Below are 22,716 nucleotides of genomic sequence, written 5' to 3' on the forward strand. Positions count from 1 at the left end.
TCGTAATTTTGAAGGCTCAATATAGTGGGATATGCAAATATTTGCGCGTTTGGACTGTTTCTTTTGTTGTTTCTTCCGATAGAATATGAGATATCTGAATTGTTTGTTGGTAACTGTTCTTTCAGTTTACCAGGCCGTGGGGCAGGATAAAAAAAGTCCTAAAATGGAGTTGCTGAACGACCGAACGGAATGGTCTGAAGGTAGCATTCTGTTAGAGGATAATACCGAGTTGAAGGGCATGGTAAAGTACAATGATCACGAGGGAATACTCTCGTACAACGATGGTGACAACACCCGTGCATTTGGTCCCCGGAGCGTGTTGGGATTTGAGTTTTTCGATGAATCGAAGCAGCGTCAGCGGATATTTTATACGCTGGACTATGAATCTCCGGAAGACAATGTTCGCAAACCACTATTCTTCGAGTTGCTTCGGGAGTTTAAGAACTTTTCGGTATTGGTCAAGTATGATCCAATACAGACCGAGCGCAAGGCGGTTATGTGGTTAAATCCGCATGACAATGCGATGAGCACCCTTAATCCAGCAAGTGATCGGATAGTAAAACAGACCGTGGTTTCTCAAATTGAAACCGTCTATCTGATGGGAATGGATGGAGAAATAGAAGCTTACTTTAAGAATAAAGTAGAGCAGAACGGAATGAGATCTGTATTTACGGGCAAGGACGACCGAGTAAAGAGCAAAGTCCTCGACCGGGATTTACTCGAGAAGTATACTGGTCCTGAATTGTATGCGAAACTAACGGCATATGCTCAAGAGAATGAGCTGAAGTTTAGAACACAGGACGATCTGTTGAAAATCCTGGACTACCACAAGGACCTGCTAAAAAAATAGTCACCGGTAAGCGCGGTATCAGGCTAAAGCCGTATACAAATATTCTTCGTATCCGTAAAAAACTTCAGCGCTTCCCAACCACCCTCGCGGCCCACACCCGATTGTTTCATACCGCCAAACGGCGTACGCAGGTCGCGGTATAACCAGCAGTTGACCCAAATGATACCGCTCTTCACGTGTGCCGACACGCGGTGTGCTTTCTTCAGATTTTCCGTCCAGATCGTAGCAGACAAACCATAGTCTGTTGCGTTCGCCGCTTTGATCACCTCTTCTTCCGTATCAAACGGCATCACGGTAACAACGGGCCCAAAGATCTCCTCCTGGTTCGTACGGCACTGCTGCGGCAAGCCGGTAATGATCGTCGGACCGATGAAATAACCATTCGCACACTCGCCCTTGAATTGAATACGTGTGCCACCCGTAACGATCGTTCCGCCTTCTTTCTTCGCAAGCTCGATGTATGATAATACTTTTTGTAAATGTGCTTCAGAAACGAGCGCACCGAGGTGTGTGCCATCGTTCAACGGATTGCCGACCACCAGCCGGTTGGTTTGCTCGACGAAAGCTTGCAAGAATTTATCATAGAGACTACGCTCGACAAAAATACGCGAGCCGCAGAGACAGATCTCTCCCTGGTTCGAAAACGATGAACGTACCGAGGTGCTGACGGCCTGCTCAAAGTCAGCGTCGGCAAAGATGATGTTCGGATTCTTGCCCCCTAGTTCCAGCGAAAGCTTTTTGAATTGAGGGGCAGCAGTGGCAGCGATCTTCCTGCCGGTGGCTGTGCCGCCAGTAAAGGAAATAGCGACAATATCGGCATGCTCAATAATAGCTTGTCCGGCTTTAGCACCGAGACCGTGTACGATATTTAACACACCCTCCGGTAGGCCCGCTTCCATACATAACTGCGCGAAAAGATATGCCGTCATCGGCGTAAGCTCCGACGGTTTCGCCACGACGGTACAACCGGCTGCCAGCGCTGGCGCAATCTTCCAGGTGAAAAGATAGAGCGGCAGGTTCCACGGCGAGATACACGCCACGACACCGATCGGCGTACGGGCAGTATAGTTTACAGCCTCCTCTCCGGTCAGGTGGGCCTCCGTAGAAGTATGCATGGCCGCCGTGGCGAAGAATCGAATGTTAGCCGAGGCGCGCGGAATGTCGAGCGAACGGGCCAGGTGCACGGGCTTACCATTATCGATGCTCTCGGCCAGCGCGAGTTTATCGAGGTGCCGGTCGATCAGGTCGGCGATGCGCAGCAGGATAGCCGATCGTTTTTCTACCGGCAGACCCGACCAGGCCGGGAAGGCCTTCTTGGCAGAGCCGGCGGCCTGCTTGACATCGCCCAGATCGGAGTCGGGCACAAGGCTATATACTTCGCCGCGTGCAGGGTTTACGTTGTCTAGGTATTGATACGACCGGGGCTCACAAAGCACACCGTTTATATAGTTCAGGATCTTTTCCATACTTATAAGCTGCCGGTACGGCCGCCGTCTACCGGTACGTTGATGCCATTGATATATCCCGCGGCCGGCGACGCCAGAAAGGCGACGGCAGCAGCTACTTCGTGTGGTTCAGAGATGCGCCCGGCTGGTATCTCGGCGACCATTTCCTGCTTCGCTTCTTCAAATGTCTTTCCGGACTTTTGCGCTTTGCTTTCGATCAGTCCCTCCAGGCGGCCGGTCATCGTCGCACCGGGTAATACGTTGTTGACGGTAATACCAAAAGGCGCTAACTCCACCGATAATGTCTTCGCCCAGTTGGCTACCGCACCGCGCGTGGTGTTGGAAACACCGAGACCTTTGATCGGAATCTTGACCGAGGTGGAGATGATGTTAATAATACGTCCGTATCCATCGCGACGCATGCCGGGCACTACGGTTTGCGTAAGCAGGTGGTTGCAGAGCAAGTGTGCAGAAAAAGCCTGCACAAATTCATCGGGTTTTGCATCAAGCGCAGGGCCGCCGGGAGGGCCACCGGTATTGTTTACCAGGATGTGAATGGTATGCGCGGCGACATAGGTCTGAACCTTCTGTTGCAGCGCTTCGGGCTGACTGAAATCCGCCACGATATAATCGTGCTGCTGTCCCGAGTGCGCTTGCAGCGTGCGCACGACGGCCTGCAGCTTGGTCTCGTCGCGCGCTACCAGGGTCACGCTGGCGCCAAGAAGGGCCAGCTCGATGGCCGAAGCCTTGCCAATGCCCTGGGTGCTGCCGCACACCAGGGCCCGTTTGCCGTTTAAATCGAGGTTCATCGTGTGGTTGAATCGATCATAATCTTTGTTAAATTAAAGGAGTAATTACACATTAACCAAAACACCGATGCCCATCCGCAGACCTTTTCACCTGAAACAGTGGGTACAGGAAAACCGTGACCTGCTCAAGCCACCCGTAGGCAACAAGAATTTGTATGCCGACGCAGGCGACTATATTGTTATGATCGTGGGCGGCCCCAATGCCCGCAAAGACTATCACTTTAACGAAACCGAAGAGCTGTTTTATCAGCTGGAAGGCGACATCAACGTACGCATCCAGGAAGACGGCAAGCCGGTAGACATCGCTGTGAAAGAAGGAGAAATGTTTTTGCTGCCCGCCCGCGTGCCGCACCGTCCGGAACGCCCCGCGGGAAGTGTCGGCCTTGTCATTGAATGTAAACGCCCCGAACCGGAGGTGCTCGACGGCCTGGTGTGGTTTTGTGAGAACTGCAATAATAAACTGCACGAATATCGTTTTCACCTCGATAACATCGAGAAAGATTTCCTGCCCCGCTTCCGCGAGTTCTACGGAAGCACTGAGCTACGCACCTGTAAGAAGTGTGGTACGGTGATGGAGGCAGATCCACGTTTCGTTTAATCGGTACTCTGGCGTAATCTGGCGCCGGTCTCCGACCGGTGCCTCGTATGGTAGCGGTCTCTGACCGCCTTCGCGATACTCAATAATAAAATAAAGCTCCTGTGAAAAACAGGAGCTTTATTTTATATACCGTTCGTGATGATGTTACTGCGCTAAGCTAAACCGAATCTGCGTACCGAAGCGCGTCGTCGCGCGCCGGTAAGAATTAGATACCAACGGCTCGTTAATAGTACGTTCGAAGTACAGCTGAATGTTGAGCTTCTGGTTCACCACATAGCTGATGTTGGGGCGTAACTGAAAGTTGATGTTACCGTTGGTGATAATATTTGTCTCGTAGATCTTCCGCTGAATGGTCTTGGTGTCAGCCACCGTTACGTTCATCCGGAACGTGACATCGTTCTTTAATACCACCGTGCGGCCCTGCGATTTGAAAGGCAGCTTCATGTTGTTTTTGGTATAGCCCAGCTCAAACGAAAAGTCTTTCGTGCTCAGCTCGGTTATCTGTGCGTTGGAAACGGTCAGGGCCAGGTCGCGCTTGGTCTTATACTGGAAGTTGGCCGAGAGTCGTCCTTTCGTGCGCATGTTCACGCCGATCAGCGGCGAGAATTGTTCACTGATCAGCACCTGGCTGATGATATAGAAAGGTATCAGGTTGTTGTCCGGTGTTCCGTTTCCATCGCTATCCGCGTTGTTGAACCGGCCATAATACGAAGAGTTATAGTCCGTCACGGGGCGGTCAAGTTGCAGGCCCCGCACGTCTCCGGAATTGCTGAATTCCAGGGAGTTCTGATAGTTTACAACCGAGTAAGAGGCCTGGTAGGCATGCGATAGCGTGATGGACTGGAAGACGTCTTTGAATATACCCAGCTTATTGAGTCCGGTATAGTCCACGCGCCAGTTGGGCAACGGGGTTTTGGGGAACGGCGAGAGGCTTACCCGCTTGGCGTCGCTGCCGGTATACGCGGCGATGAAGGCGGGGATCAATACATCCTGCGACGCAGTATCGTACTGCGCCTCGGTAGGACCCGGTGTTGGATTATTTTGTGAGATGATGTTGAATCGCTGCCGAACCACCTCAAGGTTGCGCTCGAAATCCTGGAATACCGCAGATACGATCTTGTCATTGCTGCTGTTAAACGCAGTTTTAATGTTGATCGTCGAGATGCGGTAACTGCCGCCACGGCTCGGGCTAAAGTCTCGGAAGTCATTTACGCTGTCGGGATCGAACCGGAAGATCGATTGGAACGTGCTACTGGTTTCCTTTTTCACGTCAAGCTGAATTTTCAAATCGGGTGAAGGCTCGACGTTCGCACGCAGGTTGATGTTTTCGGTGCGTGTTTGGTTGAACGGCGTAGTGAGGGCTTGATTCCGGGTAAGCCATCCTTTATTAGCCGCCTTGTAGCGGATGTTCGGATCCTGGCTGCCGAGGACAAAATCCCAACCGGGCGCGTCCCAGTCTTTATCCATACCGAAAAGTTTCGGACTTGCCTCGAAGCCGGTCAGCATCGTGCCGCGCGTAACGGTATACGTACCGTTGATGGAGCGCACAGACATCAGCGTGCGCAACAGCCCCTTCACCACGCCGGGTATTTCGGCCGGAGTTTTGGTTTTTGTCGTATCGGGTTTAGGCGGCGCCTTTTGCAGACGTGGGTTTGTTACGATCGGTTTCGACGGCTTTTTGGGTGTATTGAGATCCTTCAGGATCTTTACCTTGTTATAAAGCTTGACCATATCCAGGCGGCCCGAGAAGTTCTGATCCTGACTGTTCTGGATCGTGTTCCTGAAGTCGTAGTCGTCGGAGATGTCACCGCGGGGTTTATCCGGCATGTCGTCGGGGTAGTTCACCGGCCCTGCCTTCCAGCCGTAGGTTATCTGGTGCCGGTAATCGGCGCCGATCCAGTCAGTCACTGGAAATTTATCCAGCGGCAGGGTGTAGTTCACAGTCACGTTTTGTGTAAAGTTCTTCATACGACCCAGCTTCTTGATGTTGTCGATGATGTAGTCACGCTCCTTCTTTGTATCGACTTCACCATCCACAATTTTTTCCGGTTCATCAATGACAGCGTCCGCCCGTGAACTATATTCCAACGACAAGCCTTTCGAAAAATTCCACCGCAGGTTATACTGACGCGTAAAGGTGAAATACTTCATATAGTTCGGATCAGACTCGATGAACGTACCATAGCCATTGGAGTTGCGATACGTGGTGGACGTCAGCGAACGGTCCAGGTCCATGCGCGCGGACAGGCTGCTGGGCAGGAAACTGATATTAAAATCCTTGATGGCTTTGAGCCAGGGCGATGAAAGCCCTTTCGCATTCTTGAAAGGTTCGATGCCGGTGGCCTTTGGGCTATACGTATACGCCACCGAGCCGCGGTATTGTTTCTCAAACAATTCGGCCATGGTAAAGTTGGTACGGCGGCGGTCGCTGTAAGAGTAACTGAAGGCGAGGTTCTCGATGTCCCACAAGTGCGTTTTGGCATCGGGGTTTACCTTTACCTTGCGTACGTTGACGAAGTTGATACTTCGCCCCACGGTCCGGTCGCGGGCGATGTTGAGGTAATTCTTTCGATCGTTTTCATTCAGCGACTGCAACGCGGCGTCCAGCTTTAAGTCCGGGTTGGCAGGGTCGTACAGCGGCGTGATCGTCGTCTTCTCATAGCTGACGAACATCGGTATCTTGATGCCGGTATTACCCGGCAGCAGCTTGTCTACGTTCACGTTCGCCGATACATCATAGCCTGTGGTCTCTTCGCGCGTACGCTCACCGATCTTGGAGCTTACGCTGCCAAAGCCAAAGCTGGTATGCCGCACCGCGCCCGTAAGCGTGGCGAAGTCGGCAAGCTTGGCGCTCATGGTACCGTTAACCGCCCAGCCGGGGGTACGGTTAAAGTCCGTGACACGCAGCTCGTTTGCCCAGATACACACCTCGTGCGCACGCTTGTCGGAAGTACGCGGGTTCCGTACACCGATCATGATTGACTGTACCTCCGTCAGGTCGGGGCGACCGAAGATGCGAATGCCGTGGCGACCGACCACACGATGGCCGCTCTGCGGGTATAATACGTTCATGGAAACACCTTCGCGATCACGGTCGGCCTTGAGGCGATAAAGTTCATCCAGGGCGAGGTCGATCATGTTTTCGTCCGGCCATATCGATGCCTCGTCGGTATTCTGGATGTTGGTCATCTTCAACGGTAGGTCGATCTCGTAGTAGTTCGAGTCAAGGTCTTTACCCAGGCGGAGGAACCCATGCAGGTCGTTATCGTTCGCATCGCCGTGCGCGTGGAAATACATTTTAACACGACCGTAGTTGAACAGGTCGAACGATACGTTTTTGTAGATCGCCCGCGCGTCGCCGTCTTTTACCGCGTCGGCGCAAAGCTGCACAGACTGCTCGTTCAGAAGGCGTGATACAGACGAGGTATTGTCGCGGTCACGCACAACGCCCGGTGGAATGACATAGGGCGATTTGTTGTCGTTGCCCTTTCCGTTCTCTTCGAGGTTCACCACCGAAACGGTAAAGTCTTCGGGCGTAAGCTCGGGTGTAGGGCCGATGCCGCCTTCCTGCAGGCTGCTGGTATACCGGCGCCAGCGGCTGCCCACCATGCGGAAGTTGGCGAAGCGAAGCACCACCGGCTCGCGGAACCCCGTCAGGATCATCCGCGCATAGCGCACGGACTTGAAGCCCTCGATGTTGCCATATTGATCTTCGAACTCGCGCACAGGAATGCGGTATAAATACCACGTTACCTGCTCACCGGCTTCGTTACGGTTGTCGGTGGTGATCTTGTCTACGATATATTTCCGCCCGACAGACATTTCGCCGGGAGCCAGATCGATGTTGTAGGTATAATATTCCTCCAGTTCGCTCAGCGTATTGTCGGCATTCAGGTCTTCGTTGTCGGGCAACGTGGACCCTGCCGGCGTATAAAGACTGCCGTTTGCCACGGGCGAGTTTCCGTCAAGGCCGTTGAAGTTTTTGTAACGTTCCAGGATCTTGGCGTTGCGGTTGTCAAGCTCGTCACCCAGGAAGTATTGGAAGTTATCGGCAGAAGGGTCGCTTTGAACGCGTGCCTGTCCCTCGGCGTTCAGGCCGCCCAGCTGGCCGAGGAAATTCTGGAAAGTAGTGGTCTCATCATCCGCCGTGACACCGTCAAAGCCCACGTCCTGCCGACGACGGGCGTCGTTATCCTGGTCGAAGGCATTGGTTACGAACTGGCTGGACGTAACATAACCCCACGCGTTCTTGGTAGCTTCCCCTGCCAGGTTGCCGTCGCGGGGCAAGCCGTTCTCAAAAGCGTGTTTACCGTCGCGGGCCACGTCTTCCGAAATACTACCCAGGTGGAAGATCAGCTTACCGCCGGTCTCATTGCGTTTGGGGGGCGAGATCCCGTCGTTGATCACACCGAATGATGAGTTGATGAACGGATCGAGCAGCCAGAATTCAACATACTCGATGTTGGCCTTGTCAAAGTCCACTTCCGTTTTAATGGCCGTGGTGATACCCCCCCAATTCTCTTCCGGACGCTGCAGAAAACCGTCGGCCGTCACGGCGGGATTGTAGTTATACGGACCACGCTCGCGCGGGTAGTACGCCACGTCGAAGATCTGCTCCCAGAACACTCCCTGCGTAAGCTGCTTGGCCGGAAAGATCTCCTGTGGGCCGACGGGGCGCACGTAGTGGTTCTTGATATCGTCTTTCGTAATGTTTGCCGGCTTTACCGGACCGCTGTCGCGGTAGAACTGGTTGTCCACCTGGTACCAGGCAAGCTTAGCGCGTTTGTACCCCACCTCGATGATGTTAGGCATGGTAGGTGATATGTTGGATGGACCGAAGCGGTTGTCATTGGTTTTGGGTGTGGATGCCAGCTTCCAGGCCACGGGGTTCATGAGGGTATAGGGCGTGGCTGTGTTCTCGAAGTCATCGAGATAGCCCGTGCCCTCGCCGTCGATGATGTTGGACGTACCCGGCAGCAGCTGTGCAAACTCACCAGTGAAATTCACGGCAGACTGCTCCTTGGTTTCCAGGAAAGGCAGCGCGTCAACAAGCTTCGTGAGCATGCGGCTCTTTTTATTGACATTGAAGTCGAAACCATATTGAACGTTCCGGGCCGGCTCGGTGCCGATCTGGTTGCGGCTGATCATGGGCCGTTCGTTGTAATACAGGAGTGTGGAACCAAAGTTGACATCCTCGCTTAGCTTGTAGTCAAAGCGCGACCCTAACAGGCTCCGGGTCTGGAACGCAAAGGGATCGGACTGTTCATACTGCACCTGGATCTCTTTATTCGAGCTGAGAATGGACTCGTTCAGGATCGTGACCTTACCAAAGGTGTAGTCCACCACGTAATCGGTACCCTCGGCCAACGGCATGCCCCCGGCGAACAGTTTGACCGATCCTTGTGACACGCCAAAACCGGGAATCAGGATCTCTTTGGCGGAGCCGGCGCTGTACGTACCCACAAGCCAGAACTTATTTTTGGTAGCATACAGCTCCGCGTCGGCTTTGGTACTTCGGTAGAGGGTGTCATACGAATATTTCTGGATCAGGTAGTCCCGCCGGGAGTCGCTCGCAAAAGATTCACGCAATCCTTCACTGAAGGGCTCCAGGTAAGGAAAGATGATTTGTCCTGTCGAGCTGTTGATGGTGATGCCTTCGACATAGTCAAAGTTACCGTCATAACCGGGGTCGTTTACGGGATTGAGACGGTCGAGGCCCAGAATGTCGAGCAGCTGGCGCTTGCGTATCTCGTCGCCGCCATCCTGCAGCTGCGGGTTGTCGATGCCGGTACGCGCATCGCGGTAGATCACACGCAGCTGAAAGTCCTCGCGGCTCAGTTGCGTGACATTCAGGTTATAGATGTTTTTCATCATCAGATCCCAGGTAGGGATGATGCGGCGTTGCTGATCGCGGATCGCTACTTTTCGTGGACGCAGCATTTTGAGGAGAATGATGTCATTGTCCTGCAGCGCCGAGTAATCTTCCGACAGCTCGCCGACCTTGTATGCAGCACCGTTATAGGTATACTCATACGCTACCGCCAGCGCCTCGTCGTTTTGCAGCTTGCGGGTCAGCGTGATGTAACCCAGCTGCGGGTGAAAGGTAAACTCCGTGGGCGAGAGCTTGCGTGCGCCGGTGATCTTTTCGAAGTCCGTGCCATTGTTGTTCTCAAGGGCAAAATAGGCTTCCAGTTTATCGTTGGCGCCGTCAGCCGGCCGGGATCCTGGTGTTTTGGGGAAGAGGCCCAGCATACCTTGGAACAAATTGTTTGCCTGGTTGGCATTGGGCAAGTCGCTTCGCAGCCCGCCCACAGCGCTATTGTAAACACGGCGAGGCTCGCCCAGGTCCATCAGCGCAATGGCATTACGCATCGTCTGCGTGTCGTTGTTGCGGTTGAGAACATACACCTCTACACGGGTGATGTTCACCCCGGAGATGATCTGTGGGATATTGCTGATCCACTTGCGGTAGTTGTCGCGGAAGAAATGACCGAGGAAGAAGTGCCGGTTGTCGTCGTAATTAGACGCGATGATCTCGAAAGGACGTCCCTGGCCGGCGCCATTGCCGCCACCGATATCGATGGAGGATGCCTTGCCGCGCTGGGTCGTGGCGATCGTCGTCACCATCAGCTTGCCGAATTGCATCTGCGCCTTGATCCCGAAAAGGTTCTGCGCTCCCTGGATCAGCGTGTTGTTCAGCGGCAAGCTCACATTACCGATCTCGAGCTTTTGTAAAATATCTTCTTTGTAGCCCGTGTATTCAACCTTCATGTTGTTCTGAAAGTCGAAGGAGTTGTTGTTGTCGAAGTTGGCCGTGACCTGCAGTTTTTCCCCCACCTTACCCGTTACGCTCATGTTGATCTGCTGATCGAACTCAAAACCGCCGTTGCGTTGCTGCCGGATCGTAGAAGTAGGACTGGCCGTGTGCTGGAAGGAAGCACCGAAGTCGAGGGTGACAAACCCCCGTGGGATCAGCTCGATGTAGCTGCCGCCGAAAATGCGATCGAGTATCGGGCTGATGAAGATCTTGGGAATGAGACCTCGGCCGCTGACGGCGCTCTCACCGTCTTGCGCCTTGGCACGGCTCTGCCAGTAGCTCTTTAACGCCTGCCGGTCCTGGTGCTGCTTGAATTCCTCGAACGTCATGCTCGAAGTGGGGCGGTAGTTCAGGTCGCCGATCTTTTCGTAAATGGTATAGTTTCCAGCCGTGTCGATTTCGACATCGAGCTTCATTTGCTGGGGGTCTTTGAGGTAGAAGGGTGAGGCCGACGAGGTGTTGGAGAACGGGTCGCCGTACCGATCGGTCGGACGGTAGGTAGGGCGGCGGTTGGGGCGATAAGGCCTCGAAGTCGTATCCTGCGCATTTACGCGCGTAGTATCCTGCCGTTGAGCCACTGCCTCATCGGTAAAGGTAAAGACGCTTGATAACGCAATGATCAGGCCCCCAAGCTTGGATATAACCTGACGTTTCCTAGTAAAGACTTTCAAACTACTTAAAATCTCTTAAACCCGTTCGTGCTTGTCGCTGCGTAAAAAATAAAGAACCTCCCGTTCCAGCGACCTCCTCCATCCCTTGTTTCAGCCAATAAAGACTTTGCAGTTCCGGCTCGACACATCGTTCTTCCGAACTCCTAGCTATTTTTCAAAGATTGTTTAACCAAATCTTCTAATGTAATGGTATTTCCCGATTTTTTAAGGACGGCATCCACACTTTTCTCCGCGGCGGCCTTGGGCAACCCCAGCGTGAGCAAAGCTGATAACGCCTCCTTGCGCAAAGTATTGTTTCCCCCTATGGAAATTGCCGGCTGGCTCTCCTCCCACGATTCCTTTTTGAGCTTATCCTTTAGGTCGATGATAACCCGTTGAGCCGTTTTGCCGCCGATACCCTTGATGCGCTGCAGCGCGGCGGCGTCCTCTTGTACAATGGCAGTCTTCAGCTCGTGGCTGTTCATGTAAGACAACATAACAATGGCCGTGCTGGGGCCGACGCCGTTTACCGTGATAAGCTGCTGGAAAAGCCGTTTTTCGCTCTCATTACTGAATCCAAACAAAACGTGGGCGTCTTCCCGGATGGCCAGGTGGGTGTGAAGCTGGATGTTCTCCTGTTCTTTGATCTCCGAAAATGTTTGCAGCGAGATGGTAACGAGGTAGCCAATGCCATTAACATCGATAATAACATGGGTCGGCTCGCGATGAACGAGTCTGCCCTTCAGGAAAGCGATCATAGGTTAAAAAAGTGGGTTGCTCAGGATACAAAGATTGCAAAAAAGGTATATGATTCCATGAGGTAAGGCGTGGATATTAGCGGGCCGGCGGGGAAATACGGCAGGTGCTGGCGTAGCCGTAACAGGCCGCGTCCGGAGGAGGGAGGGACCGACTGGGCGGTCGGGTTGAGCGATTGGAAACGCGATCGCCGGCATTGGGGTCGGCGTGAAACGACCTCTTACGATCGCTCCCCATCGTATCGCCGTAACGGCCCATATCGGCAGTACCCGCAAGGCTGGTCTGCTGACCATTTGTTCGACTCATTCGTACTGAAAAAAACGAGGCCCCGGCACGTTGTACAAACCGGCATTGCCGGAAAGATCTATCGGTTACTGAACTCCTTTTTTTATCCTGCATATTTCAACAGAAGGAATATTTCTATAGGATTTTCCCGGTATCTGTGAAAGGATATTTCCTCACGTGGTGAGGAGTGCGTGGTATAAGGAAAAATATTTTTAAATATTTTCACGTCGTCAGGTCAATGTGTCAGTACGTGTCTCTGCAACACGTTGCGTGGACCAGCGCGCTTGAAGCCGCCGTTTGCTTCAAAATTTATATGCCATAATTTCCGGATATACCCTGCACGTGATGCTACACGCGCGTTAGGCTGTGCCGTGTGCGAAGCAACTGACTTTTTCCTTGCAGGAGAAGGGCTTATCTTCGTGGTCGTTATGTTGGCTTTTTTACGGTATGTGTTTGTCATAGGCATCTTTATGTCTGTGGGTATCTCGTGCGACCCAACCCAAACGGGTGAGCTTATAAAGCCCGTGTACCGGTTCGATCTCGAGGCCATTGTTCGTCGTGGTTATATTCGCGCATTGGTGGATAATAACTCGACGAGCTACTTCATCTATAGGGGCAAAGCCATGGGCTATGAATACGAGCTGCTCCAGTTACTGGCCAAACATCTCCAGGTAAAGCTCAAGATCACCGTCACGAATGGAGTAGACCACGCTATTCAGCAGTTGCAGGCAGGCGAAGGAGATATACTCGCATTTCCGCTCACCATCAACAAGCCCCGCAAAGAGCTTATCGCATTTACCCAACCACACTTCAACACCTACCAGGTACTGGTACAACGCAAGCCAGAGCGCTGGCGCACATTGACACAAGACAAGATCGATGCATCACTCGTACGCACGCCGGCAGCGCTGAGCGGCAAGCGCGTGCATGTCATGAAGGGTACAAGCCACGCCATGCGCATGCGTAACCTGTCAGAGGAGATCGGCATGGACATCGACGTGGTGGAAGATACACTGACGATCGAAAGCGAAGGGCTCATTCGGCAGGTCGCAACCGGCGAGATCGACTACGCAGTCGCAGATCATACCATGGCACAGGTCAACGCAGCCTACTACCCCAACCTCGATGTACGCACCGTGTTAAGCATGTCGCAGCAGATTGCCTGGGGCGTGCGAAAGAACTCTCCCACGTTGTTACAGGCCATCGACGAATGGCTGCATCAAATCAAAAAGGCACCGACGTTTATGGTGATCTACAACCGCTACTTTAAAAGCCCGCGAACGTCACTCACCCGCATGCGAAGCGATTATTTCTCCTATGGCGGTAACCGGCTGTCGCCCTATGACTACCTGATCAAACAAGGCGCGACACGCCTGGGATGGGATTGGCGTTTGCTCGCCGCCGTGGTATATCAGGAGTCGAAGTTCGACCCGCGCGGAGAGTCGTGGGCCGGCGCCCGCGGCCTGATGCAGCTCATGCCCGAGACTGCCCGCCGCTTTGGCGCGCGTGACCTGAACGACCCCCAGCAAAGCATACACGCCGGCGTAGGCTACTTAAAATACCTGGACCGGTATTGGTCCAGGTCCATACCCGACTCATCCGAGCGCCTCAAGTTTGTGCTCGCGTCGTACAATGCGGGCCTCACCCATATACAGGACGCAAAGAAGCTCACCGAAAAGTATAGCGATGACAGCGAAGACTCCGCGCAATGGGATGATCATGTGCAAGTGTATCTGCTGAAAAAGTCCGATCCCAGGTTTTACCGCGATCCGCTCGTGTCGGCGGGCTACTGCAAGTGCGAGGAACCGGTGAATTATATCAAGGATGTGTTAGACCGTTACGAAGAATACCGCGTCCACATCAAGGACGATGTAATCGATTTGCAAGCTGTTCAAAGTTCAGTGACTGCCAGGTAGCCGCGATGTCGGGCTGCGCCAGGATGTCGTCCATGATCTCCTTTTGCTTGCGCCCGGTATGCAGGGCGTCGGCATAACGTATGGTTTCATGGAACGTCACCATGGAATATAAAGGTATCCACTTGTCGGGGTACAGCTCATGGATACGGGCTTCGATCTTTTTACGAAGTACGAACTTTTCATCGGCCACTAAATCGCGCATTTCAATGAAGTTGTCGAGTGCCAGCTGCGCGATGGCGTCGGTGTCGGGTTTGCGCTGTTGTTGAAAGTCCCGGATGGCCGCGTCCCAGTGGTCATGGTGGTGTTGTAATAATTTGTTTAAGACAGAGCAATCTTCAAAGCCGGCGTTCATGCCCTGCCCGTAGAAAGGCACAATAGCATGGGCCGCGTCCCCGATAAGCAAGGTGTTGTGTCGTGCCCAGGGAAAACACTGCACCGTAACCAAAGAGCCCGTAGGGTTATGGTTGAAGTCGCGGAGCACCTCGGGCATCAGCTTGACGACGTCGGGAAAGGTTTCTTCCAGGAAACTGCGGATAGCGTGATCTGTTGTAAGCGATGCGAATGAGTTCTTACCCTCAAACGGAAAGAACAGCGTGCCGGTAAAGCTGCCACCGGGATTGGGCAGCGCGATCATCATAAAGCTCTCACGCGGCCAGATGTGCAGCGCGTTCCGCTCGAACGCAAACTGGCCGCCGGCGGCTGCTGGGATATGCAATTCTTTATAGCCGTGTGAGAGATAGGTTTGCGAAAAATCAAAGCGATCCGTCAACTGTAAGCCCAGGCGCACGGCCGAGAAAGCACCATCGGCGCCGACGATGCCGTCGAAGTGATACGTGGCCAGGTGGTTTTCGGGAGAGGCAGTAGTAATGGCCGAACGCTCCGTGTCGATGTGCGTAACACGCTGTTCGAAGTGAAAGACGGCCCCCATCGCCTCGGCTTTATTCATCAACACGATGTTGAGGTTGCTGCGCGAAATGGAGTTGATGAACTGCCCCTGTTTACCGTAAGGCTGCAGGTTGGTGTTGCCCTGGCGATCGTGCACCATGCGGCCGTGCATCGGAATGGCCACGGCGCGTAGGTCGTCCGAAAGCCCCACTTCCGCGAGAGCGTGCAGGCCCCGATTGCTGAGCGCCAGGTTGATGGAACGCCCCGCGCCAACCGGGTTCCTGCGCATGTCGGCACGACGTTCAAAGATCGTGACATGATATCCCCGTCGCAGCAGATAAATGGCCAGCAGGGAACCAACGAGCCCAGCACCGGCAATGGCGATATTCTTTTTCATACTACATAAAGCTAGTATAAAGAATCGGACAGGAGCGTGACAAAACGAAATACCTCTTCGAAAGTATTGTACAAAGGCACAGGAGCCACCCGAATCACATCGGGTTCGCGCCAATCGGCAATAACACCCGCACGCGTAATATCGTTGAACGTTTTTTTACCCTGCCGCTTCATCAGAATGGAAAGCTGGCAGCCGCGCTGCCCGGGATCCTCGGGGGTGATGACAGTATAATGTTTTCCTTCCGGATCCGCCTGGTTCAACAAGAACTCCAGGAAGCCCGTAAGCCGCACGCTTTTCTGGCGCAGGTTCTTCATGCCAGCCTCCTGGAAGAGCTCCAGGGAAGCCAGCAGCGCAGCGCTTTGAAAGATCGGCACATTGGACAGCTGCCAGCCATCGATGCCGGGCTGCGGTTTAAAGCCCTTCTTCATTTGAAACCGCTCGCCCTCGTGGTGGCCCCACCAGCCCGCAAAGCGCGGCAGTGGCGCGGAGGCATGACGGTTGTGTACAAAAGCACCGGCAATGGCACCAGGCCCCGCGTTGAGGTATTTATAGCTGCACCACACGGCAAAGTCCACGTCGTCGCGATGCAACGCCAACGGCACATTGCCCACGGCATGCGCAAGGTCGAAGCCCGCATAAGCACCCGCCTGGTGCGCCGCAGCGGTAATGCGCGGTATATCAAAGAACTGCCCGGTATAATATTGTACACCGCCGAGGATCACCAGGGCAAGTTGGTCGGCATGCTCGCGGATAGCATGAAGGATGTCTGCCGTGCGCAACGTATACTCTCCCGCGCGCGGCGCCAGCTCGATCAGCGCCAGCGCCGGGTCGATGCCGCGGTATTTAAGGTGCGACTCGAACGCATACTGGTCGGAAGAAAATGCGCCCGCCTCGGTAATGATCTTAAAACGTCGCGCCGAAGGCCGGTAAAAGGACACCAGCAGCAAATGCAGGTTGACCGTGAGCTGATTCATAGCCACGACTTCGTTCGCCTGCGCGCCGACCAGTGCCGCCAGCGCCTTCTTGGAAAATTTGTGATAGTACAACCACGGACGGCGGGCGTGCACATGGCCCTCTACGCCCAGGCTGGCCCAGTCGGCCAGCTCTGCCTGTAAGTACTGTTGCGTCGCTTTCGGTTGCAGGCCAAGCGAGTTGCCGGCCAGGTATAGGGCAGGGCCGTTGGCCGCAGACGGCAACAGGAATCTTTTACGGAAAGAAGCGAGGGCATCCTGGCGGTCCAGCGACCGGGCAAATTTCAGCGAGTTTTCAAACATGGTATAGCGATGAGGGCAATCGTTTAAAATGCGTTAAAGGAGGGAATTTATAATCTTTTTGACCTTATTTCCCAATCTTCCATACTTCCCGTATTTTTGGCCCACAATAACGCATTAAACCATAAACCATGAACATTCCTGAAGGACTGAAGTACACCAAAGACCACGAGTGGGTGAAAATCGAAGGTGACATAGCGACTGTTGGTGTGACAGACTTTGCCCAAAGCGAACTGGGTGATATTGTGTATGTAGACATTACCACGGTCGGCCAGGACGTAGCCGAACACGATATTTTCGGAACCGTTGAAGCCGTAAAGACCGTGTCCGACCTGTATATGCCAGTAGCCGGTAAGGTGCTGGAAGTGAACCCGGTACTCGAGGCTAGCCCCGAAAAAGTAAACGAAGATCCGTATGGCGACGGCTGGATGATCAAAGTAAAGATCACCGGTGCTGCCAGCGGCCTGCTTTCCGCTGCCGAGTACAAGGAACTTATCGGCAAGTAAAGCGTTTTATAATATGCCGGCCGCCAGACCCACCAAGCCTGCTGCGATCGAGCGCTAACGCTACCATCATGATAGAATTACCCGTGATATCTTCTCAGGAAACCCGCAGGCGCAAGCCCGATTGGCTGCGTGTAAAACTGCCGGTAGGCCCTGAGTATGCCAAAGTGCGCAAGCTCGTAGACAACTACAAGCTTCATACGATTTGTGAGAGCGGCAATTGCCCCAACATGGGCGAATGCTGGGGGGCAGGTACGGCAACGTTCATGATCCTGGGCAACGTCTGTACCCGCAGCTGCACGTTCTGTGCGGTAGCCACAGGCCGCCCCACCGAGTACGACCTGGAAGAGCCTAAACGCGTGGCGGAAGCCATTAAGCTGATGGGCGTAAAACACGCCGTCATCACCTCCGTAAACCGCGACGAGCTGAAAGACCGCGGCGCCGAGGTATGGTATCAAACCGTGGTCGAGACCAAAAAGGCGAGCCCCGAGACAACGATCGAGACCCTCATACCCGATACCAAGGGTAACTGGGACGCGCTCTACCGCATGATCGAAGGCAAGCAGGAAGTGGTATCGCACAACATGGAAACCGTAGGACGCCTGTACCGCATCGTACGGCCACAAGCCAAATACGAGCGCAGCCTGGAGCAGATCCGGCGCATTCGCGAAGCAGGCATGCGTACCAAGACCGGCATCATGCTGGGCATCGGCGAAACCAAAGAAGAGGTCTTCAAAGCGATGGACGACCTGGCCACCAACGGCCTGATGATCCTGACGCTGGGCCAATACCTGCAGCCGACCAAGATGCACCTGGAAGTAGCCGAATTCATCCATCCCGACACATTCGAGATGTACCGCGAAGAAGGACTACGTCGGGGCTTGAAGTATGTGGAATCAGGCCCGCTGGTGCGTTCAAGCTATCATGCAGAGCGGCATGTGAACGTGCCCTTGGATTAAACTGAATCGGCCCTGTAGAAGGACCGTGATACAGTGTATAAAAAAAAGACATCCGGTTAGCCGGATGTCTTTTTTTTATACTCTATTCCGTTGAAAATGACAGATTATTCTTCGCCGCCGGACTGGCCGATATTTTGAAACACTTTAGCATCCACAGTAGTGGATACATTCAGGTCAAAGCCGGTGTCGTTATTTTCGCCAGGCACCGTAAATTCAGATGCAAATTTCAGGGCGCCTGTTGCAGGGTCATACGAGAAGCCGGTCACTCCCGCTTCTGACGCATACGAGTTGAATTCACCGTTGATAATAAAGTACTTGAAGTCGTCGGTCGTGATGTTTGAATAAACCTCGAAGTCGTTGAAGCTATAGACGATAGCATCGCCTTCACCTACCGCGCGATTTAATCTTAGATTAATGTAGTTCTCCTGATAAACATCGTCTACAGAACCCAGAAAACGCATAACACGATATTGGTCAGCACCGGTCTCTTCGTTGATGCCCGATCCTGAGTATTCGATCAGATCGTTTGCGCCGATAGGAGCGAATTTATACGTGATCGTTTTGGTAAAAGCGACTTCATCAGGTCTGGTGCCCGTATACGTAACAGTAATAGAACCGTATTTCAGTTCATCCTCAAGACCAACTCCGTCATCGCCTTTATCACCTTTGTCGCCTTTTTCGCCTGCCGCTCCCGTTGCCCCAGGATCGCCTTCCTCGCCTTCGCAACCTGTGAACATCATACCCGAAAAGGCAATGGAAAGCATCAAGCCAAACTTTAGAACTTTTTTCATAGAAATAAATAATTGGTTAGTGTAAAAAAGAATTATAGAGATTTTATGAGATGATAAATGGATGCGTATAGATCGCTTTAACGACGAATATGTACGAAGGTAGAGAAAATTGGTTTGGAATAACGACGAGTTTTTTTGAAATCTTACATCCTTCCGAAAAGACTCATATTTTCAATAGCCACAACGTTAGTATTTAAAGAATATACAGGATCAGGGTTATTTATAGATCAGGGAAATTCCGGATACAGGCTATAAGACCGGCGTATAACGCAGTAGTGATGAACATGCCCCGCATGTTTATGTAGGGCGATAGGAATGCAGTCAATTCATTTGTGGATGTAAGATATCGGGTCAATCGGCGAATAAACGCACAGCCGATATAAGCTTTCTGAAAGGTTCTCCCAAAAAAAGAAGCCATCTGAAAAAGATGGCTTCTCAATTGGTCTGCACTAGGATATCCGCTACTTGGGAGTATCCACGTTTTCGACAACCTTTACGTTCACGTCCGCTGATATAGTCAGTTCATGACCCGTTGGATTTTGATCCGCCGGGAAAGTCGCATCAAACTTAAATTTTAACGCGCCGGTAGCGGAATTGAAGGAATAGTCAGATACCGTTTCAGAGGTCGGAAATTGATTTTCGCCTGTATATAATGTAAAGACCCTGAAGTCATCGGAGATGATCGCTACATTGTTAAAAATTTGAATGTAGGACTCTCTCTCTCCATCATTGAACGCGCGAAGTGTAAAGCCAACGCGGTTGTTGCTGCCACCTTCATAATTGTCCGCTGTCACAGCCGAGCTAAAGCGGTATACGGCAAACTCAAGGTCAGTCTCATCATAGTTGTAATCCCATACAGCGGAAGTATACATGACATCCGGACCGCTAATGGCATATTTAAAGTTGATGGTTTTGTCGAACGGTACATCGTCAGCACGAACACCTTTGTACTGTACGGATATGTTGCCATATTGTGTGGCTTCGTTATAGCCCACACCATTCTCACCGGTATCTCCAGCGTCGCCTTTTTCGCCTTTCTCTCCCTGGGCTCCGGCGATTCCCGGATCACCATCTTCGCAGGCAGTGAACATGAACCCCGAGGCGGCGATGGCGAACATCAAGCCAATCTTTATAAGTTGTTTCATAGATAAGATCATGGATTAAGAGTGAAACAATACACGCTTTGATTAATCAACATTGATGTATTGGAGGACTTTCGTGTTTACGTCCGCCGTAATTTCAAGCTCATGACCCGTGCTGTTGTTTTCTTCCGGAACAACCAGGTGAAACGTAAACTTCAATTCGCTTGTAACAGAGTTGAATGAATATTCTGAAACCGTTTCCGAAAACGTGTTTTCATAATAATCGTCCCCCAGTATAAAGAACTTCAGGTCATCGGAAACGATCGCTACGTTAAGATCGAGGTCAATATAGGATTCTCCCTCTTCGTATTTATTAAAATGAAAGGCGACAGAGCTGTTAGAGCCCCCTTCGGAATAGTCTGATACAACGGCGGAGTTGAAGCGCTGTATACGAAACTCCGTTACAGCACCACCTTCTGTTTGGTATGGGGTAGCGTAAGAATAATACGCTGCGTCAGGTCCCGTAGGAGAGAATTTAAAATCGATCGTTTTGTTGAACGCCACACCATCTGCGCGGGCACCTTTAAATTGGACGACAATGTTGCCGTATTGAACGGCTTCGTCAAAGCCTACGCCGTCTTCACCAGCATCACCTTTATCGCCTTTTTCACCTTGAGGGCCGGCAGCACCGGGTTCGCCATCCTCGCCTTCACATGCGGTGAACAGAAATCCCGAAGTAGCAATTGTACAGATTAAGCCAAACGTTAGAAGTTGTTTCATAAATAAATGGTTAAGGATTAAAAATTAATATGATAAGAATCTGTGTCTAAATAGGTTGGATGCTAGACCCCATGAATATGTAGTGATAACTACTGTCGCAAAATACCTAAAACAATTTTCATCCGGCCAGGGGAAAAATCCCTTGTATAGAATGGTTACCTTGAAAACAATGAATAGGTTGCCTGAGACGTGGACGTACAATACACTTGTCTTTAACGACGAGTATGTACGAAGGTAGAGAAAATTAGTTCAGTTGAAGAAGCGCTTTTTCGCGGAAATCTTACACGCTCTCAAAAACCTTTACTTTTACAGTAGCCATCACGTTCAGATCGTGACCCGTCGGATTGAACTCAAAGTCGCCCGGCACGGTAAAGCTCAGCTTCAGTTCAAGATTGCCGGTGGCGGGATCATACGTGTATTCCTTGTCACCACTCGTAGCGAACTGGGAGTAGCTATCTTGTAAAACGAAGAATTTATAATCGTCGGTGGTGATGACAGTTCTCACATAAAAGTCTACACCCGTCACCACGGGTTTGTCATCATCATAAGAAACATAGAGATTGATGGTGACTTGATTATCCTGGAAATCCTGGGCTACCGAGCTGTAAAATCGGCGTACGGTAAAGATACGATCAGTGCCTTCAGTATATACTACAGAGGAAGTTGTAAAGCCGTTGACGCCGACCGGGGTGAATTTGAAGTCGAGATCCTTTTTGAATGCTTCGGCGTCGGGCCGGTGTCCCTCCAGGGACAAGGTAACGTTGCCATACCGCGTAGCTTCCTCGAAGCCCACGCCGTCTTCGCCGTCTTTTCCATTTTCGCCTTTTCCACCGGCCTCACCTTGCTCGCCCGCAGGGCCTGGATCGCCGTCTTCGGCGCAACCTGTAAACACATAGGCAGCCAATGCCACCAACAACATGGTAAAGAATTTTAAGGGGTTTTTCATAAAATTAAAGCTTACGACCTATGACAATAAACTAGTAGCGATATACATGATTCAAACAGCGTGTTACGGCTCCCTCCGGATCTCCTGAAACACTTTTACCCTTGCCACCAAGGCGACCTGGAGGTCCGTCAAACCGACACCGGCTTGTTGATGCGACTCGGCAAAGTCGACGCGAAACGACAGATCACCGGTAGCAGGATCATACTGAAACGCTGTAAAATTGTCGCTTGACAACAGGCTTGCAAAGTCGTGCTTCACAGTCAGCAAACTGGTGTCGCTGGTAGGCATATGCGTATAGATTATACACTGACCGGGAAAGAACTCATACCCATTATCGGTTTGTAGTACAAACATCTCGATGCGCACAAAATTATCCTGCAGGTCGGGGCCGGGATCGACAGCACCGTAAAAACGATGCAGTGCAAAAGAATATGCACCATCTGCTACCTCGGCAAACGATCCAAGTTTAAAGCCGTTGACACCCAGCGGAGCATACTTGAAGTTGATCGTGTCGGCGAAGTCTTTGCCGTCGGGAAGCTGGCCCGTGAAGCTGACAACAATGTTCCCGTACGCGACTGATTCCTGGAAGCCGCTGCCATCTTTGCCGGGATCACCCGCGGGGCCGTCGACACCGCCAGGGCCTTTCGGGCCGGGGTCGCCATCCTGTCCGTCCGAGCAGCCGGTTACGAGCAGGCAGCCCAGTACCGAGACCGTGGCAAGCATAACGCATAAGGAGGGTTTCATGTGTGGAGGATTAAGAGGTTCTTTTTTAAAATATAGAAGTCAGAAGGATCGACTCGATAGCATAAAACAGTGGATTAGTGTACGAATATCCAATATTCTGGTTAGGGTTCCAACAAATCCCCTGGCCGTCGGTCTAACTAATTCATTCAACGGTAGGAAGTTTTTTTTGATGCTTCCCTGAACGAATACCGCAAGGGTGATTTTCCCCTGATCGTACGACATATGTTGAGAA

At 52.2% G+C, this 22,716-nt stretch carries 16 protein-coding genes; 5 read left to right on the plus strand and 11 right to left on the minus strand.

Going from position 1 to position 22,716, the window contains the following annotated elements; all coding sequences use genetic code 11:
* The first annotated feature begins 85 nt into the window (after positions 1 to 85).
* Positions 86 to 850, plus strand: a complete 765-nt coding sequence (locus tag KK078_RS09245; protein ID WP_254089975.1) for a hypothetical protein — start codon at positions 86 to 88, stop codon at positions 848 to 850.
* Between the two features lie 23 nt (positions 851 to 873).
* Here the strand turns inward: KK078_RS09245 and KK078_RS09250 are convergent, their stop codons facing one another.
* Positions 874 to 2,316 (minus strand): aldehyde dehydrogenase, encoded by a 1,443-nt coding sequence (locus KK078_RS09250; protein ID WP_254089976.1) that lies wholly within the window; start codon positions 2,314 to 2,316, stop codon positions 874 to 876.
* Between the two features lie 2 nt (positions 2,317 to 2,318).
* Positions 2,319 to 3,104, minus strand: coding sequence for an SDR family oxidoreductase (locus KK078_RS09255; protein ID WP_254089977.1), 786 nt, complete (start codon positions 3,102 to 3,104; stop codon positions 2,319 to 2,321).
* A 67-nt stretch (positions 3,105 to 3,171) separates the two neighbouring features.
* Here KK078_RS09255 and KK078_RS09260 point away from each other — a divergent pair, with 67 nt between their 5' ends.
* Positions 3,172 to 3,702 carry a 3-hydroxyanthranilate 3,4-dioxygenase gene (locus KK078_RS09260; RefSeq protein WP_254089978.1) on the plus strand — a complete coding sequence of 177 codons (531 nt, stop codon included), beginning with the start codon at positions 3,172 to 3,174 and terminating at the stop codon, positions 3,700 to 3,702.
* A gap of 144 nt (positions 3,703 to 3,846) precedes the next feature.
* On the opposite strand, the gene sov is transcribed toward KK078_RS09260, so the two are convergent.
* Together sov and ruvA are read right to left on the minus strand one after the other, a co-directional pair.
* The gene (gene sov / locus KK078_RS09265; protein WP_254089979.1) at positions 3,847 to 11,190 is read right to left on the minus strand and encodes a T9SS outer membrane translocon Sov/SprA; all 7,344 of its coding nucleotides are present in this window, start codon (positions 11,188 to 11,190) and stop codon (positions 3,847 to 3,849) included.
* 143 nt (positions 11,191 to 11,333) lie between these two features.
* Positions 11,334 to 11,927 carry a Holliday junction branch migration protein RuvA gene (ruvA, locus tag KK078_RS09270; RefSeq protein ID WP_254089980.1) on the minus strand — a complete coding sequence of 198 codons (594 nt, stop codon included), beginning with the start codon at positions 11,925 to 11,927 and terminating at the stop codon, positions 11,334 to 11,336.
* 711 nt (positions 11,928 to 12,638) lie between these two features.
* Between ruvA and KK078_RS09275 the strand changes: the two genes are divergently transcribed.
* Positions 12,639 to 14,126 (plus strand): MltF family protein, encoded by a 1,488-nt coding sequence (locus KK078_RS09275; protein ID WP_254089981.1) that lies wholly within the window; start codon positions 12,639 to 12,641, stop codon positions 14,124 to 14,126.
* On the opposite strand, the gene KK078_RS09280 is transcribed toward KK078_RS09275, so the two are convergent.
* On the minus strand, positions 14,071 to 15,408 hold the full coding sequence (locus KK078_RS09280) for an FAD-dependent oxidoreductase (protein WP_254089982.1): 1,338 nt from the start codon (positions 15,406 to 15,408) through the stop codon (positions 14,071 to 14,073). The genes KK078_RS09275 and KK078_RS09280 overlap by 56 nt on opposite strands.
* Before the next feature lie 11 nt (positions 15,409 to 15,419).
* Positions 15,420 to 16,682 carry a kynureninase gene (gene kynU, locus KK078_RS09285; RefSeq protein ID WP_254089983.1) on the minus strand — a complete coding sequence of 421 codons (1,263 nt, stop codon included), beginning with the start codon at positions 16,680 to 16,682 and terminating at the stop codon, positions 15,420 to 15,422.
* 128 nt (positions 16,683 to 16,810) lie between these two features.
* Between kynU and gcvH the strand changes: the two genes are divergently transcribed.
* A complete protein-coding gene (gcvH, locus tag KK078_RS09290) occupies positions 16,811 to 17,185 on the plus strand; it encodes a glycine cleavage system protein GcvH (RefSeq protein WP_254089984.1) in 375 nt (124 codons plus the stop codon).
* Between the two features lie 68 nt (positions 17,186 to 17,253).
* Positions 17,254 to 18,141, plus strand: coding sequence for a lipoyl synthase (gene lipA, locus KK078_RS09295; RefSeq protein WP_254089985.1), 888 nt, complete (start codon positions 17,254 to 17,256; stop codon positions 18,139 to 18,141).
* Positions 18,142 to 18,245: 104 nt separating this feature from the next.
* Here lipA and KK078_RS09300 read toward each other — a convergent pair whose 3' ends face one another.
* From KK078_RS09300 to KK078_RS09320, 5 genes are all read right to left on the minus strand, one after another.
* Positions 18,246 to 18,932 (minus strand): hypothetical protein, encoded by a 687-nt coding sequence (locus KK078_RS09300; RefSeq protein WP_254089986.1) that lies wholly within the window; start codon positions 18,930 to 18,932, stop codon positions 18,246 to 18,248.
* Between the two features lie 461 nt (positions 18,933 to 19,393).
* The gene (locus tag KK078_RS09305) at positions 19,394 to 20,077 is read right to left on the minus strand and encodes a collagen-like triple helix repeat-containing protein (protein WP_254089987.1); all 684 of its coding nucleotides are present in this window, start codon (positions 20,075 to 20,077) and stop codon (positions 19,394 to 19,396) included.
* Positions 20,078 to 20,119: 42 nt separating this feature from the next.
* Positions 20,120 to 20,794 (minus strand): collagen-like triple helix repeat-containing protein, encoded by a 675-nt coding sequence (locus KK078_RS09310; RefSeq protein ID WP_254089988.1) that lies wholly within the window; start codon positions 20,792 to 20,794, stop codon positions 20,120 to 20,122.
* A gap of 280 nt (positions 20,795 to 21,074) precedes the next feature.
* Positions 21,075 to 21,740 (minus strand): collagen-like protein, encoded by a 666-nt coding sequence (locus KK078_RS09315; protein ID WP_254089989.1) that lies wholly within the window; start codon positions 21,738 to 21,740, stop codon positions 21,075 to 21,077.
* A gap of 63 nt (positions 21,741 to 21,803) precedes the next feature.
* Entirely contained in the window at positions 21,804 to 22,484 is a 681-nt protein-coding gene (locus KK078_RS09320; protein ID WP_254089990.1) for a hypothetical protein, read from the minus strand.
* Between the last annotated feature and the right edge of the window lie 232 nt (positions 22,485 to 22,716).

Origin of the sequence: Dawidia soli (assembly GCF_018598185.1) — a bacterium.
Classification (GTDB): Bacteria; Bacteroidota; Bacteroidia; order Cytophagales; family Cyclobacteriaceae; genus Ohtaekwangia; species Ohtaekwangia soli.

Bases quoted from the DNA above. Each gene is read 5' to 3' on its own strand.
- KK078_RS09245 (WP_254089975.1), top strand. From the start codon at position 86: ATGAGATATCTGAATTGTTTGTTGGTAACTGTTCTTTCAGTTTACCAG.
- KK078_RS09250 (WP_254089976.1), bottom strand. From the start codon at position 2,316: ATGGAAAAGATCCTGAACTATATAAACGGTGTGCTTTGTGAGCCCCGG.
- KK078_RS09255 (WP_254089977.1), bottom strand. From the start codon at position 3,104: ATGAACCTCGATTTAAACGGCAAACGGGCCCTGGTGTGCGGCAGCACC.
- KK078_RS09260 (WP_254089978.1), top strand. From the start codon at position 3,172: ATGCCCATCCGCAGACCTTTTCACCTGAAACAGTGGGTACAGGAAAAC.
- ruvA (WP_254089980.1), bottom strand. From the start codon at position 11,927: ATGATCGCTTTCCTGAAGGGCAGACTCGTTCATCGCGAGCCGACCCAT.
- KK078_RS09275 (WP_254089981.1), top strand. From the start codon at position 12,639: ATGTTGGCTTTTTTACGGTATGTGTTTGTCATAGGCATCTTTATGTCT.
- KK078_RS09280 (WP_254089982.1), bottom strand. From the start codon at position 15,408: ATGAAAAAGAATATCGCCATTGCCGGTGCTGGGCTCGTTGGTTCCCTG.
- kynU (WP_254089983.1), bottom strand. From the start codon at position 16,682: ATGTTTGAAAACTCGCTGAAATTTGCCCGGTCGCTGGACCGCCAGGAT.
- gcvH (WP_254089984.1), top strand. From the start codon at position 16,811: ATGAACATTCCTGAAGGACTGAAGTACACCAAAGACCACGAGTGGGTG.
- lipA (WP_254089985.1), top strand. From the start codon at position 17,254: ATGATAGAATTACCCGTGATATCTTCTCAGGAAACCCGCAGGCGCAAG.
- KK078_RS09300 (WP_254089986.1), bottom strand. From the start codon at position 18,932: ATGAAAAAAGTTCTAAAGTTTGGCTTGATGCTTTCCATTGCCTTTTCG.
- KK078_RS09305 (WP_254089987.1), bottom strand. From the start codon at position 20,077: ATGAAACAACTTATAAAGATTGGCTTGATGTTCGCCATCGCCGCCTCG.
- KK078_RS09310 (WP_254089988.1), bottom strand. From the start codon at position 20,794: ATGAAACAACTTCTAACGTTTGGCTTAATCTGTACAATTGCTACTTCG.
- KK078_RS09315 (WP_254089989.1), bottom strand. From the start codon at position 21,740: ATGAAAAACCCCTTAAAATTCTTTACCATGTTGTTGGTGGCATTGGCT.
- KK078_RS09320 (WP_254089990.1), bottom strand. From the start codon at position 22,484: ATGAAACCCTCCTTATGCGTTATGCTTGCCACGGTCTCGGTACTGGGC.